Source organism: Clostridia bacterium, assembly GCA_036654455.1.
Taxonomy (GTDB): Bacteria; Bacillota; Clostridia; order Christensenellales; family CAG-314; genus JAVVRZ01.
Genome location: JAVVRZ010000002.1, coordinates 273,759 through 290,487, shown reverse-complemented (window position 1 = coordinate 290,487; position 16,729 = coordinate 273,759). Strand labels below are relative to the sequence as shown.

Annotated in this window: 11 protein-coding genes; 2 read left to right on the top strand and 9 right to left on the bottom strand. The window is 39.3% G+C overall.

Features of this window, described 5'->3' with window-relative positions:
• Window positions 1-36: 36 nt before the first annotated feature.
• The 6 genes from rsmA to gyrB form a co-directional block, all read right to left on the bottom strand.
• Window positions 37-858 (bottom strand): 16S rRNA (adenine(1518)-N(6)/adenine(1519)-N(6))-dimethyltransferase RsmA, encoded by an 822-nt coding sequence (gene rsmA, locus RR062_03390; GenBank protein MEG2026755.1) that lies wholly within the window; start codon window positions 856-858, stop codon window positions 37-39.
• A 102-nt stretch (window positions 859-960) separates the two neighbouring features.
• The gene (locus tag RR062_03385) at window positions 961-2,763 is read right to left on the bottom strand and encodes an ABC transporter ATP-binding protein (protein MEG2026754.1); all 1,803 of its coding nucleotides are present in this window, start codon (window positions 2,761-2,763) and stop codon (window positions 961-963) included.
• Window positions 2,756-4,474: an ABC transporter ATP-binding protein gene (locus RR062_03380; GenBank protein ID MEG2026753.1), complete on the bottom strand. Its 1,719-nt coding sequence runs from the start codon at window positions 4,472-4,474 to the stop codon at window positions 2,756-2,758. The genes RR062_03385 and RR062_03380 overlap by 8 nt, the downstream gene beginning before the upstream one ends.
• An 83-nt stretch (window positions 4,475-4,557) precedes the next feature.
• A complete protein-coding gene (argS, locus tag RR062_03375; GenBank protein ID MEG2026752.1) occupies window positions 4,558-6,249 on the bottom strand; it encodes an arginine--tRNA ligase in 1,692 nt (563 codons plus the stop codon).
• Between the two features lie 241 nt (window positions 6,250-6,490).
• Window positions 6,491-8,980, bottom strand: coding sequence for a DNA gyrase subunit A (gyrA, locus tag RR062_03370; GenBank protein ID MEG2026751.1), 2,490 nt, complete (start codon window positions 8,978-8,980; stop codon window positions 6,491-6,493).
• A 10-nt stretch (window positions 8,981-8,990) separates the two neighbouring features.
• On the bottom strand, window positions 8,991-10,889 hold the full coding sequence (gyrB, locus tag RR062_03365; protein ID MEG2026750.1) for a DNA topoisomerase (ATP-hydrolyzing) subunit B: 1,899 nt from the start codon (window positions 10,887-10,889) through the stop codon (window positions 8,991-8,993).
• A 472-nt stretch (window positions 10,890-11,361) separates the two neighbouring features.
• Here gyrB and recF point away from each other — a divergent pair, with 472 nt between their 5' ends.
• Entirely contained in the window at window positions 11,362-12,459 is a 1,098-nt protein-coding gene (gene recF, locus RR062_03360; protein ID MEG2026749.1) for a DNA replication/repair protein RecF, read from the top strand.
• 183 nt (window positions 12,460-12,642) lie between these two features.
• Here recF and RR062_03355 read toward each other — a convergent pair whose 3' ends face one another.
• Together RR062_03355 and RR062_03350 are read right to left on the bottom strand one after the other, a co-directional pair.
• Window positions 12,643-13,560: a transketolase C-terminal domain-containing protein gene (locus RR062_03355; protein MEG2026748.1), complete on the bottom strand. Its 918-nt coding sequence runs from the start codon at window positions 13,558-13,560 to the stop codon at window positions 12,643-12,645.
• A 13-nt stretch (window positions 13,561-13,573) separates the two neighbouring features.
• Complete coding sequence (locus tag RR062_03350) at window positions 13,574-14,377, bottom strand: transketolase (GenBank protein ID MEG2026747.1); 804 nt, start codon at window positions 14,375-14,377, stop codon at window positions 13,574-13,576.
• Window positions 14,378-14,561: 184 nt separating this feature from the next.
• Here RR062_03350 and RR062_03345 point away from each other — a divergent pair, with 184 nt between their 5' ends.
• Window positions 14,562-15,752, top strand: coding sequence for an FAD-dependent oxidoreductase (locus tag RR062_03345; GenBank protein MEG2026746.1), 1,191 nt, complete (start codon window positions 14,562-14,564; stop codon window positions 15,750-15,752).
• A 120-nt stretch (window positions 15,753-15,872) separates the two neighbouring features.
• Here RR062_03345 and RR062_03340 read toward each other — a convergent pair whose 3' ends face one another.
• Window positions 15,873-16,610: a hypothetical protein gene (locus RR062_03340; GenBank protein MEG2026745.1), complete on the bottom strand. Its 738-nt coding sequence runs from the start codon at window positions 16,608-16,610 to the stop codon at window positions 15,873-15,875.
• Window positions 16,611-16,729 lie beyond the last annotated feature (119 nt).

Here is a 16,729-nt window from a genome sequence, read left to right as displayed (position 1 = left end):
ACTATTAGACTAATTAATAGTAGTTTGCATAAATATTTATAGTTTAAATATCAAATTGGATAATTCTACAAGCTGAGCTATGCTCAACACCTCGCCCCTCACCAAAGGATTTAGCCCTAACTTGACAAATAACTGTTGGCAAATGTCTTTGCTAAGTTTAAAGCTTAACGCAAGATTATTTTCAAGCGTCTTTCTTCTCATTGCAAAAGCCGACTTGTAGACCTTTTTAAACAACTGTAAATCGAGTATACTAAATTTATCTCTATTAATTGTAATGTTGACTACTGCGCTATCTACGTTAGGCGAAGGAAAAAACATATTGCGTGAAACTCGTCTAGTTAAACTTACGTCGGCTACCGACTGAACGCACACCGTTAAAGCGCCGTATTGTTTAGTATCGTTTATAGCCGTTAATCTATCGGCGACTTCTTGTTGAACCATTACGGTAAGCGACTTAGCGAGCTTAGATTGTTCGATAAAACTTGTAATTAGCGGACTTGTTAGATAATATGGCAAGTTGGCAACTACCCTATACGGGCAACCTATCTTCTGGTCGAGCGCCGAAATTGGTTGTTTCATAATATCTAAAAACTCAAACTCAACATTTGGGCAAGTCACCGTTTCAAGCAATATCGGCTTTAAATTTCTGTCAATTTCGTAAGAAATAACCCTCTTGCATTTGCCTGCAAGTACGTTAGTGAGCGTGCCTGCGCCTGCGCCTATTTCTAAACAAGTGTCGTCGCAACTTAACTTAGCGTCGCAAGCGATAGCGTCAAGCAAATTAGTGTCGGTTATGAAATTCTGCCCGAACTGTTTGTTAAACTTAAAATTATGGTTATTTAATACTTCTTTAATCATTTATACCTCGTATTGATTAGTTTACCACAAAAAAGATAAAAAATAAAGACGAATTTAAAAATTAATAAATTCGTCTTAACAATTTATAAAATTACAAAATAGTTACTTCAACAAATCATATTGGCTGTTGTAAATCTCGCTATAAAAGCCATTCTTTTCCATTAGTTCGTCGTGCGTGCCTGTTTCTACAATTTGCCCGTTGTTGACTACTAAAATAATGTCGGCGTCAACAATCGTGCTTAGACGGTGCGCTATTACAAAACTTGTCTTTCCATTACTGAGATTGTCCATAGTTTGTTGAATAAGTAGTTCTGTGCGTGTGTCGACGTTGCTTGTAGCTTCGTCAAGAATTAACATCTTGCGGTCGGCAAGATATGCCCTAGCTATTGTAAGCAGTTGCTTTTGCCCCGAAGAAATATTTGTGCTTTCTTCATTTATCAATGTGTCGTAACCTTGCGGAAGCGTATCGATAAAGTGGTCTATGTGGGCGCAACCGGCAGCCTTAATTACTTCTTCACGAGTAGCTTTTGTATTAGCGTAAGCGATGTTGTCATAAATTGTACCGCTGTATAACCAGGTATCTTGTAGCACCATTGCAAAAAGTTGGCGAACTTGTTCCCTACTAATTGTTCGAGTATCTACCCCGTCAATTAATATTTGACCGCTGTCGCAATCATAGAAACGCATTAACAAATTGACTATTGTAGTTTTTCCTCCGCCGGTAGGCCCTACTATGGCTACTTTTTGTCCGGGCTTAACCGACAAATTAAGGTTAGTTAAAAGTGGCTTAGTTTTGTCGTAAGAAAAACATACGTTTTTAAATTCTACTGCGCCCTTTCCGCTAGGTACGGCTTGGCTAGTTGGAGCGTCCATTTCGGTTCGGTCAAGTAGGTCGTAGACACGCCTTGCCGAGGCAAACGACTGTTGTAGCATATTTACGCTCTGCGCTAAACTTTCTAGGGGAGAAGCGAATAATTTAGCGTAAGCGATTATAGCGACCACTTCGCCGACTGATATTTGTTTGTTAATCGCAAGATATCCGCCTAAAACGCAAATGATTACAAAGGCGATGTTATTAGTAAAGCCTATTATCGGTTGAACTCTTGAAGAAATAATATTTGCAGTCTTCATATCGTCACGCATAATATTACAATTTGTAGACAACTTGTTAAACTGACTTTCCTCTAAGTTGTACGCTTTAATTGTGTCAAAGCCCGTATAATCTTCTTCGATAAATGCGTGGAGTTTGCCCCACGTCTTTCTTACTTTACCATACATCTTTTCGCTACGGTTGACAAGAATTGAAGAAATTACAAGCGATATCGGTACGATTGCCATAACTACAAGCGCTAAAATATAGTTAATGCTAAACATCATTATAGCTATGCCGACTATTTGAATAACGCCTTGAATTACTAGATTGATTACGGCGTGAACCGTGCTACCCATGTGGCTTACGTCGCTTGTTAGACGAGAAAGTATCTCGCCGTTAGGGGTTTGGTCGATATAACTAATAGGCAAACGCTTAATCTTAGCCGATATCTCTATTCTTATTCCGCAAGTATAAAAACGGCTAACTACGTTGTTCATAATAAACATATTGGCAACGCCTGCTAAGTTACTAAAAATATATACCGTAGCTAAATATAGACAATTTGCCGTCATAGCTTGCCAGTTAAAAGGAACTTGGTCTGCCCAAAACGAGAATATTTGGTCGGTAATATTTCTTGTAAACAACGGCGCAATTATGCCTAGTGTAACTGAAATTATCGAAATTAAACCAGAACAAAGCAACCACCCTAAAATTGGTTTAGCGTGACGCATCATACGGAGTAGCAACTTGCTACGTTTCTCTTTAAATATATCTTTTGTAGTATCTTTTACATTTTCGGTAGTATTACTCATTTTTCCCTCCTAATTGAGATTTGTAAATCTCTTTATAAATCTCGCAGTCTTTGAGTAAAGCTTTATGATTGCCACAACCTACCATCACGCCTTGGTCAAGCACAATTATCTTGTCGCAACGCATAGCCGTCGCCGCACGTTGAGTTATGATAATTTGAGTTTTGCCATCTAAATATTTGTTTAGACTTTTTCTTAGTTTGCTCTCGGTTAGAAAGTCAAGCGCCGAAAAACTGTCGTCAAAAACATAAACCGAAGCTTGTTTCAAAATTGAACGAGCTATGCTTATACGCTGTTTCTGTCCGCCCGAAAGGTTAGAACCGGCTTGGGTTAAAGTATAGTCTAGTCCGCCTTCTTTAATAGAAATAATCTCGTTCATTTGCGCAATGGAGCAAATTTGTTGTACTAATTCGTCGCTTGAAGAAGCGTTGCCCATACGAACGTTCTCGGCGATTGTGCCTTGAAAAATCATAGCTTTTTGTAGCGCTATTGAAATATTGTCCCTTACGGTAGCACGGCTAAGTTCCTTCATATTCTTTTGCCCAAGATAAACTTCGCCTTTTTGAGGGGTATAGAAATTGAGAAGTAATTTCATTAGCGTAGTTTTTCCGCTACCCGTACCGCCGATAATGCCGACTATCTCGCCTTCGGCTATGTCAAAACTTATATTGCTTAGCGATGCGACTTGGCTGTCGGGGTAGTAGAAATCAACGTCGTTAAATTTAATAGAGCCTTTAAGAACTTCCTTACTGCTTTCGCCCATCTCAATACCTTTCAAATTAAAGACTTCTTGAACACGTTTTGCCGAAACAAGTACCGAAGGCAAAAACATAATCGTAAAGCTTACGGCAAGCAAACCAAAAATTACAACCGATACGTATTGGATAGTAGCTATTACATTGCCAGCCGTCAAGCTAGCGTCTGTTTCCATATTCATAGCCCCTACAAACAAAATACATACGGTAACTATGTTAAATAACACTTGGGTGACGGGGTTGATTAGGCTTGACAAAATATTGCTCTTAATAATGTTGCGTGACATCTCACGAGTTGCGCCGGCTACTCTTTGATGTTCGTTCTCTTCCTTGTCAAAAGAACGAATAACTCTTATGCCGTTAAGCCTCTCACGCATAACTTTACTTTGCATATCCATGCTTTCGTCTGCCTTGTCCCACAGCTTGGTCATCTTGCGACCTATTAAAACTACTACGGTTAGTATAATCGGGGTAATTGCAAGTAAAATTAAAGCCAGTTCGACGTTGCTCAAAAAGCTCATAACCACACCGCCGATAAACATCATTGGAGCGACTACAATAGCGTAAACCATATTTGTCGAGGCTTCTTGAAGCATCCAAATATCTTCGGTTGAACGAGTAAGCAAAGTGGCAGTTCCCTTAGAAGCAAATTCTTCCGCAGACAGCGAATTGACCTTCTTAAAAACGTCTTTGCGTAAATTTGCGGTAAAATATGCGCCTATATGAGCGTTTAGCTTGGCGTTAATTAAAGCCGAGACAACGGCTAAAAGCGATACTATAAGCATTGCTATGCCTTGTTGATAGATATAAGGCATATCCATCTTTGCGATGCCGTTATCTACAATCTTTGACATCAAAAAAGGCAGTATTAACGATACGGCGGTGATTACCGCATAGAGTAGGGAGGTAAAGAACAACCTCCACTTAAAAGGTTTCAAATAATTAAAAATTAATTTCATATATGTATGTTATCAAAAAAATGGTTGTTATGCAAGCAATTAATAATTGCTTGTTGCTTAATTTGTTGCATTTAGCTTATTGGCTACATTTTAGTCGGGCAAGCTATGCCTAGTAGAGTCAAGCCCTTGTTAAGCGTAATTTGAACGCTCTTAGCTAGGTCAAGTCTTGCGTTCTGTTTGCCTAAGTCTTCGCAAAGCATCTTTTGCGAAAGATAATATTTGTTAAAACTTTTAGCTAAGTCAATTAAATAGCACGAAAGAATTGACGGTTCGTATCTTTGTCCTACTTCGACTAAAACTTGGGGGAATTTATTAATAAGTTTGGCTAGTTCCACGCTTTCGACATTGTCGTAAACCGAATGGTCGTGAGCGCATCTTGCGTAATAAGACATACCGGCTTTCTCAAATATCGAGCAACATCTTGCGTGAGTGTATTGTAGATAAGGGGCGGTTTCGCCCTCAAAGGAAAGTACACGGTCGAAGCTAAATGTTATGTCTTTAATACGGCTGTTGCAAAGAGCCGAAAAAATTACCGCTCCCACGCCGACTTGTTCGGCTATCTCAGCCTTGTTAGGCAATTCGGGGTTCTTGTCTTCTATAATGCTTCTTGCCTTGTCAACAGCTCTATTAAGCACGTCTTCAAGCCAAACCGTGTTGCCCTTACGAGTAGACATTGAACCTTCTTCAAGCGAAACCATACCATAAGCAACGTGAACAAGGCTGTCTGCGTATGGCAAACCTGCAAGTTCGATTACCTTAAACACTTGCTTGAAGTGCAAATTCTGTTGATAGGCTACTACGTATAAACATTTGTAGAAGTCGTAAGTCGCCTTGCGATACATTATAGCGGTAATATCCCTAGTAGCGTATAACGACGCTCCGTCGCTTTTAACAAGTAGACACGGGGGCATATTATAGGCTGACAAATCTACCACCCTTGCTCCGTCGCTAGTTGTTACTATATTTTTTTCTTCTAAAAACTTAATGGCATCGGGCATTAAGTTGTTGTAAAAACTCTCGCCATTCCAACTGTCAAAGGTAACGTTAAGTCGTTGATACAACTTCTTAACTTCGCAAAGCGTAATATCTTTGAAAAAATTGAATAGTTCGTTAGCCGACTTGTCGCCTTGCTCTATTCGAGCAAACCACTCACGAGCTTGGTCGTTTAAGCTATCGTCTTTTTCAGCCTCGACGTGAAACCGAACATAAATATCTTGCAAAGCCCTAAGCCCGCCCTTTAAGATGGTTTCTTTGTCGCTCCACTTGTTGTAGGCTACGATTAATTTGCCAAATTGCGTACCCCAATCGCCTAAGTGATTGATGCCCACTACATTGTAGCCTAACGCCTTGTAGACCTTATAAAGACAACTGCCTATCGCCGTTGTGCCTAAGTGACCGATATGAAAAGGTTTAGCTATATTTATTGAAGAATAGTCAATACAAATTGTCTTGCCCTGCCCGAGCGAACTGTTGCCATAATCGCTTTGACACACTACTTGACTTACAATTTGCGTAGTTACATATTGCTTATTCAAATAAAAATTACAATATCCGCCAACCGAACAAACTTTATCAATTAAAACATTGGGTTGAATACTACTTGCAATTTGTTGAGCGATTATGTTAGGGCTAAGACGCTGTTGCTTTGCAAACTTAAAACAAGGCAAAGCGTAGTCGCCTAACGAATTATCTTCAATGTCGCTAAGTAAGCCTTCGACTTCTTCTACCGGGTAGCCTGTAACCAGACTAGCTAGTTGTTGCTTAATATTAATCATTTTTAACAATGTTCTCCTTGATGTTCTTTTATTTGCGTCGACTTAAAAATACCGTGTTTGATACTTTTTCTAAGTCTTGAAAAAGTATTTAAAAACGCTTAAATTTTGCCATTTAATACTCTTGAAACAATAACCACAGTGTCGCATCAAATTTATGCTTACCGCTTAAATAATTCTATCTTGAAATAGAACTTTTATTATTAAAGCCGAATTTGATACTTTTTGTTTGGCTATTGATTGATTATTCCATTTCTTCTATATCGTCGGCTTCGCAAGGGGTGCTTGACACAGATACCACTTTGCTATTGAAATCTTTAACCTTCATAATGCGTACGCCCAGAGTATCTCTGCCGATTTTACTAACTTCACGAGCCTTAACTCTTAAAACTGTGCCGTTGTCGGCTATAAGCATAATATCGTCTTCGGGGTCAATTAAAATTAAGTTAACAAGGTTGCCGGTCTTATCGTTAAATACGCCTGCCTTAATGCCCTTGCCTGCCCGAGATTGCAAACGATAATCTACAATATCGCTACGCTTGCCGTAACCATTCTCCGAAACAGTTAAAATTTCATAGCCGTATTTAAGCACAGCCATAGCCACAATATAGTCGCCTTCTTCAAGTTTAATTGAACGCACGCCCTGGGCCTCTCTGCCCATTGGACGAACTTCTTCTTCGGTAAATCTAATACACTTGCCAAACCTTGACGCCATAATAATCTCGTCATATCCAGACGACATAGCTACGTTGACCAGTTCGTCGTCGACAAGAGTAATTGCAAGTTTGCCGACCTTGCGAATACTTGTAAATTCGGCTAAGTCGGTCTTCTTGATAATACCGCTACGGGTTGCCATTACAAGATTGCCGGTCATATCTTCTTTGCGTGGAATAACTGCGGTTACGTGTTCGTCGCCGTCAAGTTGAAGTAGGTTGACAATAGCTCTACCCCTAGCAGTCTTAGCCGCCTCGGGCACTTCGTACGCCTTAATGCAGTAAACCTTGCCTTTGTTTGTAAAGAATAACAAGTCGTCGTGAGTGTTAGTAATAAACATAGTCTCAACAAAGTCTTCTTCTCTTGGCTTATGCGATTTAACGCCCTTACCGCCCTTGCGTTGCACACGATATTCGGTTGTGGGCAAGCGCTTGATATATCCAAAGTGAGTCATTGAAATAACTACGTCTTGTTTCTCAATCAAGTCGGCGATATCTATTTCGCCCATATCCATACTAATCTCGGTCTTACGCTCGGTATTATATGTTTCTTTAATTTGTAAAATTTCGGTCTTGATAATGCTGGCTATTCTTGCCGGGCTTGCTAGAATTGCCCTTAAATCAAGTATTGTTTGTTGTAAAGATGCTAATTCGTTTTGCAAAGCCTCAACTTCTAGGTTAGTCAACCGTTGTAGACGCATTTCAAGAATTGCGTTAGCTTGACGCTCGGTTAGTTGAAAATAATTTATTAATTTCTCGGCGGCGTCTTGCTTATCCATTGACTTTTTAATTATGCTTATAACTTTATCAATATTTGCTTGCGCCTTGACTAACCCTTCGACAATGTGACAGCGTTCTTCGGCTTTTTCAAGGTCAAATTTCGTTCTACGTGTAATAACTTCCTTTTGGTGAGCTATATAATACGATAAAATTTCTTTAAGGTTGAGAATTTTTGGTTGCCCGTCGGCAAGCGCTAGCAAAGTTATGCCATTGCTTACTTGTAGAGAAGTATGTTTGTAGAGCGCATTAAGCACAACTTGGGCGGAAGCGTCTTTCTTACAATCAATAGCTATACGCATACCTTGTCTTCCCGACTCGTCCCTTACGTCTGCGATACCTTCAATCTTTTTGTCACGCACAAGGTTAGCGATTGCGATTACTAATTTTTCTTTATTTACTTGATAAGGTAGTTCGGTTACCACAATGCGACTACGACCGTTAGAGTGTTCCTCAATCTCGGTCTTTGCTCTTATTATTACTCCGCCGTGCCCGGTTAAATAGGCTTGCCTTACCGTGCCACGTGACATTAAAATACCGCCCGTTGGGTAATCGGGACAAGGAATATAACGCATTAATTGGTCTATTGTAATATCGGGGTTGTCTATTTGCGCTACTACGCCATCGATTACTTCGCCTAAGTTGTGAGGGGGAATATTTGTAGCCATACCGACAGCTATGCCGTCTGAGCCGTTGACAAGTAGGTTAGGAAACCTACTGGGTAAAACTTCGGGTTGTTGCAAAGTTTCGTCAAAGTTGGGGTAATAATTGACAGTTTGCTTCTCAATATCTCTAAGCATCTCGCTAGAAATTTTAGATAATTTAGCCTCGGTATACCTTTGCGCCGCCGGCGGGTCTCCGTCGATTGAGCCGAAATTGCCTTGCCCGTCTACAAGAGGGCATCTAATTGAGAAGTCTTGCGCTAGTCTTACTAGGGCTTCGTAAACGGCGGTATCTCCGTGCGGATGATACTTGCCCAAAACGTCGCCGACAATTCTTGCGCACTTTCTATAAGGTTTGTCGTAAGCTAAGTTAAGTTCGCCCATAGCGTAAAGTATTCTTCTATGAACGGGTTTGAGTCCGTCCCTTACGTCGGGAATTGCTCTTGAAACGTTTACCGCCATTGCATAAGCGATAAAAGATTTCTTCATCTCGCCTTCAAGATTGACTTCTTTAACATTAGAGTTTTTTAGCGCTGCAATATATGCGTCTCTATCTAAATTTACTACTATCTTTTTAGCCATATTAACCCCCTTATATATCTAGTTCGCCGACTAGCTTAGCATTGTCAACAATAAATTGTCTTCTAAGTTCGGGATTTTCACCCATTAGCACCGAGAAGATTTGGTCGGCTTCGTAAGCGTCTTCCATCGTTACCCTCAGCATAACTCTACTTTCGGGATTCATAGTCGTGTGCCATAGTTGGTCGTCGTTCATTTCGCCTAAGCCCTTATACCTAGAAACGTCTACGCCCTTACGCCCCAACTGATTGAGTTTAGCGTTAAGTTCGTCGTCGGTAAAAGCGTAATAATCAACTTTACTGCGAGTAATGCGGTAAAGCGGAGGTTGAGCGATATACACGTGACCTTGTTCAAGCAAAGGTCGCATAAAGCGAAAGAAGAAAGTAAGTAGGAGTATCCTTATATGCGAGCCGTCTACGTCGGCATCTGTCATACAAATAATCTTATCATATCTTAATTTGGTAATATCAAAATCTTCTTGTATGCCACAGCCAAATGCGGTTATCATTGAACGAATTTCGTCATTTTCTAAAATTCTGCCTAGGCGAGCTTTTTCTACGTTTAAAATTTTGCCTCTTAGAGGAAGAATAGCTTGGAAACGACGGTCTCTGCCTGCCTTTGCCGTTCCGCCTGCGCTGTCGCCCTCGACGAGATATATTTCGCAGTGGATTGGGTCACGCTCCGAACAGTCTTGCAATTTGCCCGGTAAACTTAGCCCGCCGAGAACGCTTTTGCGAGCCATATCACGAGCCTTTCTTGCTGCGTTACGAGCATTTTGAGCCGACAAACATTTAGCGACAAGCTCTTTTGCTTGCTTAGGATTCTCTTCTAAAAAAGCGCTAAGTTCTTCGGTCACCACTCTATTTACAGCTACACGCATTGAAGTGTTGCCTAGCTTAGTCTTAGTTTGACCTTCAAATTGCGGGTCTTCGAGCTTGACAGAAATAACAGCCGTAATACCCTCTCTAATATCTTCGCCCGAAAGACGTTCGTCGTCTTTGAGCATACCTACTTTTTTGCCATAATCGTTAATAGTCTTTTGCAAAGCGTTTTTAAAGCCGTCTAAGTGCGCTCCGCCTTCTTCGGTGTTAATGTTATTTGCATAAGCGTGAATAACTTCTACATAAGTGTCGTTAAATTGTAGAGCAATTTCTACCTCGCCCTCTTTTACAGATTTATCAATATAGAGCGTTTCTTCAAACAAGGTTTCTTTGGCTCTATTTAAATACTCAACAAACTCTTTAACTCCGCCTTCAAACAAGAATGACTCTTGACGCTCTCTACTATCACGTGAGTCTTTAAGGTCAATTTTAATGCCCTTGTTAAGATACGCTAATTCTCTAAGGCGAACCTTTAATCTATCGTACTCAAAATCAAGAGTTTCAAAAATAAGCTCGTCGGGCATAAAGGTAATAGTCGTACCGGTTATATTCGAATCGGCTATGGCTTTAAGCGGAGCAAGCGGAATACCACGTTCGTACTTTTGATAGAACTTCTTGCCTTCTTGGTCGACCTCGACTACTAACCACTTAGACAAAGCGTTGACTACCGACAAACCTACGCCGTGAAGACCGCCGGAAATTTTGTAACCTCCGCCGCCAAATTTACCGCCTGCGTGAAGTTTGGTCAAACAAACTTGCACAGCCGAAACTTTCTCAGTCTTGTGCATACCGGTAGGAATACCTCTACCGTTGTCGACTACGGTTAGCGAACCGTCGGCATTGATTGTAATCGTAATGTGGTTACAATACCCTGCAAGCGCTTCGTCGATTGAGTTGTCAACTATCTCGGTTACAAGGTGATGTAGCCCCTTGATGTCGGTTGAACCTATATACATACCCGGTCTTTTGCGGACGGGGTCTAGCCCTTCAAGAACTTGAATTTCACTCTCGCCATAATCAATTTTACCCATATTTTGTCGCTCCTTTTTGCTGAATTTATACTTGTTTATTATACCACGAAATTGTAGCTTTTGCACTTAAATTTACCACAATTTTTAAGATATTTGTTTAATTATGCCTATTTAAGCCGTTTATTTGCCCCACACGCCGAGTTTTATTCTACACGAGTAAATCTACGCTAAAAGTACTTAGGGTTTAAGGGCAAAGTTTCTACTCTTGTAAACGCAGTTTTTTAATTTTTGTAAGTTAGCTAATTACTTAATTTTTGTTATTTTCTTTACCTATAAACTGTTAATTTATTGCATTTTGTTATTTAATCACCTTTAAATCTAGCATTTTTTGCATATATTTATAAACAAAAATTTCTAAATTTTTAACAAAATTGTAACAACTATTTATTTTATAGAACGTTTATAATATTAAGAGAATTATTAAAACGCTATAAATATTGACTTTGCAAACATAATAATGTATAATTCTTAAATGGAAATTAACAACTTATATGTTAATAATTTTAGAAATTTGGCTAGTCAAACGCTTGAACTTAGTCAAGGTCTAAACATATTTTACGGCGATAATGCGCAGGGCAAGACAAATTTACTTGAAAGCGCCTACCTTTGCTGTTTGGGAAAAAGCGTTAGAACCGAGCGTGACAAAGACTTAATTCGTATTGGTTGCGACAGTTGTTACGTCAAACTAGGCTACGCAAGCATCAGCGGAACACGAGATATATCAATAGCGATTAGTAAAGATAAGAAGGTCGCAAGTATAAATACTCTGCCCCTTGCTCGCATTGGCGAATTGCTTGGTTATCTCAACTGCATATATTTTTCTCCCGACGAGATAAGCGTCATTACCCTCTCGCCCAGCCAACGCAGACGATTTCTTGACATTGACTTGTGTCAGCTCAACAAGCAGTACTATCACGCCCTTGTTAGGTTTAACCGAATATTAGTTCAACGTAATAATTTACTCAAAAAATCTAATAATATTACAACTCTTAAAGATTCCTTATCAATTTGGGACGCTCAACTTGCCAAAGAGGGCGGTTTGCTCACCTACCAAAGAAAACTATTCTGTACTAGGCTTGCCGAGATTGTCTTAGACACTCACAAATTTCTCACCCAAAAAGAAAAACTAAATATGACCTATATCCCTAGCGTAGACGGAGATACGGTAGAAGAAATAACCGCTAACTATCTTGCAAAGTTAACCGCTTCGGTAGAAAAAGATTTTGCCCAAAGATTTACCACAACAGGTTGCCAAAGGGACGATATAAAGTTTTGCGTAGACGACGCAGACATAAGAGTTTTTGGTAGTCAAGGTCAACAGCGAACAACAGCCCTTTCTCTTAAACTTGCCGAACTACAACTATTCTATGATATTACCAAAGACTACCCTATACTACTGCTTGACGACGTGTTGAGCGAGTTAGATAGAACAAGACAGAAAGCCTTGCTAAGTTATAACGACAAAGTTCAAATAATTTTAACCGGCACAAAGGTTGACAAAATGCTTACTAAACATATTAATTCGTCGAGGTTTGTAATCAAAAATGGGCTAGCGACCAAACTAGACTAAATAATTTAACTATAATCAATATATTAAATTAACTTTATTTAACTAACTTATTAAGTTAATACACAAAAAGACGGTAGAAATTTTCTACCGTCTTAATTAATTTAAATACAAAATTATTACGCCAAGCAAGCTATAATTTATTACGCTAAACAAGGCTAGCTTCTACAACCTCTATTACAATATTTATAATAAACTTTTTGCCTTGTCGAAAATATCTTGCTCGGTTAAGCCATAATCTTTTCTAAGTTCGTCAAGCTGTCCTACTTGCCCGATACGGTCAAGAATTGCAATTTGAGCGCACTTAGTCGGGTAGGCAAGAGATAGTGTTTCGGCAACTGCGCCAAAAAGTCCGCCATACATTGAAGCATTCTCAACTACCAAAACTCTATTAGTCTTTTTTGCCGAATTAATAATTGTCTGTTGGTCAAGAGGTTTAATTGTATGAACGTTGATTAAATCTACGCTTATGCCTTGACTAGACAACTTGTCGGCGACAGTTATACAATCTTTGGTTAAAAAGCCCGAAACTACTATGGTTAAATCTTTGCCTTCTCTTAACCTATCGGCAGTATATAAGTCGAATTTATAATCTTGCGGAAAAATATTATAATCTTCTTTACGCATTAGCCTTAGATAGCTAGGAGCTTTGCGTTCAATTATTTGAGGCAAGGCTTGTTCAAGTTGAGCGTTGTCGCAAGGCTCGAATATAAGCATATTGGGTACGCTACGTAATGCCGAAATATCTTCAAAACACATGTGAGTTCCGCCATTTAAGGTAGCGCATACCCCGGGGTCTGTGCCGACTATTACTACTGGCATTTGTCCGTAACCGCAACCTACGGCTATTTGGTCAAACGCTCTACGGGCTACAAAGGGCGCAAAACTATGCACAAAAGGAATATATCCGTAGTGCGCAAGTCCAACTGCGATTGAAACCATATTTGCTTCGGCTATGCCTATGTCTACGCAACGATTTGGAAATTGCTTGTAAAGCGCATTTGTTCCGCAGGCTTTTGCAAGGTCGGCATCTAAAATAACTATCTTGTCGTTCTTCTCCATTAATTTAGCTAAGGTAGAAGTGTAAACTTTTCTCATTTCCATAATTGTCGCCCCCCTACTCTAATTCGGCAAGCGCTTTTGCTAACTGCTCGTCGCTGACCGAAGTGCTGTGGTTAGAAATTCCCATAGCCTCATAAAAACTAACGCCCTTGCCTTTAATTGTGTCGGCAATAATTGCGGTTGGAACATTTTTAGTATTTTTAGCCAGAATAATTGCGTCGTCTATTTGTTTGTGATTGTGACCGTCAATACGAATAGCCTTAAAACCAAACGAGCTCCACTTTGCGACTAAATCTTCGACCTTGTTTACTTTGTCGGTTACGTCGTCAATTTGCATACCGTTATTGTCTACAAATACGGTTAAGTTATCTAACTTGTGATTGCCTGCAAACATTGCGGCTTCCCACACTTGGCCTTCTTGACATTCGCCGTCGCCTACAATGGCGTAAATTCTTGCGTCGTCGTTAGACATCTTGCTTGCAAGCGCTAGCCCAACTCCACCGCTAATACCTTGACCTAAACTGCCGGCGGTCATATCAACGCCCTTAGTTAAGTTGCTGTTACAATGGCTAGGTAAACTTGTGCCTAGTCTATTAAGAGTTAGAAGTTCGTCTTGACCAAAAAAACCAAATGCGCAAAGGGTGGCGTATAGCGCTGGACCTGCGTGTCCTTTTGATAACACTATGCGGTCCCTACCTTCCATAAGCGGTTCTTTGGGGTTGACTCTTATGTGATTTGTATAGAGAACGGCAAGAATATCTGCGATTGATAAACAACCGCCTACGTGACCGCTACCTATGCTGTTAATGCACCTAAGCAAAAGCTCTCTAATCTGCTTGGCACGTGAAAGGCTATCCATATTATTCCTCCTAAAATTTATAATACGACAAACTTAATTTATCAACTAAATATTACCACAACGCAACCAACATTGCAACCCCAAAATGCTTACAATACTATTATTTTATCTTTTTTATTCTTGCGGTAACATAAATATTAAATACAAACAAATACTAATCACAAAAGATTAGGAGAATATAAATATGCAAATAGTTATGGGAAACCCTTATTTTAGTTTATGTAAATCTAAAATAAAACCTTACAAATATCTTGATAAAAATATTAGTTGCGACATCTTAATTGTGGGAGGAGGAATTGACGGCGCTATTGCAAATTACTACTTGTCGCAAAAATATGACACTGCGCTTGTCGACAAATCTTTATTTGGAAAAAATTGTACTTCGTGCGCAACCGCTCTACTAGAATATCAATTAGACGACTTTGCAAGCGAGCTAAACGGCGAACTTAACGAGCAAGAAATTTGCAAAATTTATTCTTTTGGATTAGACGCTCTTAAAAAACTTGATAGCTTGGTATCAAAACTTGGCAACTCTTGTTTGTACTCAAAACGCCCTTCCTTATTATACTCAACTAGATTAATTGATACGGCAAAGATTAAAAAGGAATACGACTTTCGTATTTCTAATGGTTTTTCAGCCGAATATATCGACAAAGCTAGCAATACATTCCCTTTCAAACTAACTAGCGGATTATATTGCAGTGACGGCGGAGCAGAACTTAACCCTTATCTATTTACTAAACTTATGCTAGATAATTCGCATAACCAAAACAAGATATTCCAAAACACCGAGATTGTTTGCGTCGAACATAAAGACACGCTTGTAGCTCACACTAGCTACGGACAAAAAATTACCTGCAAAAATATTATCTATGCGACAGGCTTCAACTGGCAAAGTTTTACAAAAAAAGACTTGTGTAAACGCTATATCAGCTACACTATTACTACCCAAAAAATTAGTAATCTAGCTTGGAGAGATAGCGCCCTTGTGCAAGATTGCCTTGACCCCTACCATTATTTAAGAATACTGCCCGATAATAAGCTTATTTTCGGCGGTGAAGACACCCTTTACTATGACAAATTCGACGTTAAAAAGGCGGAACAAAAATATCAAAAGTTAGAAAACACACTTAGAAAAATGCTACCCGACTATGACAAGCAAATTAAGGTCGATTGCAAGTTTTGCGGGCTATTTGGCTCGACTAAAAATAATCTTGGTTTAATCGGCAAGGCGCAGGAAAACGAGTATTATCTACTCAGCTCGGGCGCAAACGGAATAGTCAATGCGATTGGCGGAATTGAAATAATCGAAGACGATTTATTGGGAAAAGCCCACAGTCTAGCTAGCGTGTTTAGCCCAAAAAGACTAGATTAATAGGAAACGAGAGTTAAAAAAAGTAAAAACGCTATACGCTAATAAATATAAATGGCGTAGCGTTAGTAACCGGTAACGAAAAAACCGCTTAGTAAGATTACTAAGCGGTTTAAAAAAATCTTAGTTAAGTTGTTTGTCTTGCTTAGATACGTAGCAAAGCAGACTATTTAAGGCGCAGTTTAGTTTGCGTTGACTTGCAACGGTGCGGTCGCTAACAAGGTCTTGTTGCAAAACTTGGGAAATTTTATCGGCTATTTGTTCCGGCACGCCCCTATCGATTAGAAATTTAATTTTTTCGGTAATATGGTTAAGTTGAACTTTATCTTCTTTTAAAGCGTCTTTATCTAAAATTAAGTCCATTTTAATAAGCAGAGTTTGCAGTTCTGTATTGGTCTTGCCTTCGTAGACTAAGTGGCGTCTAGCTAACGACTGCGCAAACACAATTAGCGTTAGAGCTAAACAAACCGACGACAACATATTTGGCATCGCATCTTTGACGCAATATACCGAAAGAACGGCGTAAATCATACAAACTAGGGTCGAAATAGTAGGCAAAAGAGCGAACAGCGTACGCTTTTTGTGAGTGACAAAAACAATGGCTTGACTCGCCTTAACCTTGCTATGCAAAAAATATTGCAGTTGATATTGATAAACTAAGGGTAGCGTTACGGCAAAAGTATTAAAATCTTCTTGCTTGCCCAAAACCTTATCGGCCTTTTTAAGTTTAATTAGGTCTTGCCTATATGCGTTAAAAATGCGGTTGACCACTAAAAAAATTAGACACAAACAAAAACTAAACAAGTACATAAATATCTTGTAATTTGTTAAAAATTGAAAAACTAATTCTACATATTTCATAAAAATAACCTCGTTTGTTAAGTCTTGCCTTGTTCGAGGTTAATTAAACTTATAAAAATATTATTTGTTTGTTTTAAGACAAACTTAAACTATTTTGCCACAAGTTTTCGTTTGACTTA

Bases quoted from the DNA above. Each gene is read 5' to 3' on its own strand.
- rsmA (MEG2026755.1), bottom strand. From the start codon at position 858: ATGATTAAAGAAGTATTAAATAACCATAATTTTAAGTTTAACAAACAG.
- RR062_03385 (MEG2026754.1), bottom strand. From the start codon at position 2,763: ATGAGTAATACTACCGAAAATGTAAAAGATACTACAAAAGATATATTT.
- RR062_03380 (MEG2026753.1), bottom strand. From the start codon at position 4,474: ATGAAATTAATTTTTAATTATTTGAAACCTTTTAAGTGGAGGTTGTTC.
- argS (MEG2026752.1), bottom strand. From the start codon at position 6,249: ATGATTAATATTAAGCAACAACTAGCTAGTCTGGTTACAGGCTACCCG.
- gyrA (MEG2026751.1), bottom strand. From the start codon at position 8,980: ATGGCTAAAAAGATAGTAGTAAATTTAGATAGAGACGCATATATTGCA.
- gyrB (MEG2026750.1), bottom strand. From the start codon at position 10,889: ATGGGTAAAATTGATTATGGCGAGAGTGAAATTCAAGTTCTTGAAGGG.
- recF (MEG2026749.1), top strand. From the start codon at position 11,362: ATGGAAATTAACAACTTATATGTTAATAATTTTAGAAATTTGGCTAGT.
- RR062_03355 (MEG2026748.1), bottom strand. From the start codon at position 13,560: ATGGAAATGAGAAAAGTTTACACTTCTACCTTAGCTAAATTAATGGAG.
- RR062_03350 (MEG2026747.1), bottom strand. From the start codon at position 14,377: ATGGATAGCCTTTCACGTGCCAAGCAGATTAGAGAGCTTTTGCTTAGG.
- RR062_03345 (MEG2026746.1), top strand. From the start codon at position 14,562: ATGCAAATAGTTATGGGAAACCCTTATTTTAGTTTATGTAAATCTAAA.
- RR062_03340 (MEG2026745.1), bottom strand. From the start codon at position 16,610: ATGAAATATGTAGAATTAGTTTTTCAATTTTTAACAAATTACAAGATA.